The 274-nt window shown below is 58.8% G+C and carries 1 protein-coding gene; it reads left to right on the forward strand.

From position 1 onward, the window contains the following. The coding region (locus R0J88_RS20015; protein ID WP_410900878.1) for a hypothetical protein at positions 1 to 274 on the forward strand (274 nt) is incomplete at both ends.

Genomic DNA, 274 nt, shown 5'->3' on the forward strand with positions numbered 1-274 from the left:
GTGTCCGCTGCGTCCCCGATCCGCTCCATCGCCCACCCAAGAAGGGCGAGACACACGCCGACAAGCCGAACCCGATCAGTTACCACGACATCATCATTCGCAACGACGAAGGCTTGCGAGACGTGTTCGAGCTGCTGTCCCAGGCATACTCTCGGGAATTCTTCTATTACAAGGCCCGCACGGGCTTCGCGCAGCTCGATGAGGTCATCAAGCGTGGCAACGTGGTATCGCTCAATAGCGACGCATACAGCGCGTTTCACGCTCCAGACTATGC

The sequence above is a fragment of the Pseudoalteromonas sp. SIMBA_162 genome (genome assembly GCF_046535955.1).
GTDB classification, from domain to species: Bacteria; Pseudomonadota; Gammaproteobacteria; order Enterobacterales; family Alteromonadaceae; genus Pseudoalteromonas; species Pseudoalteromonas marina.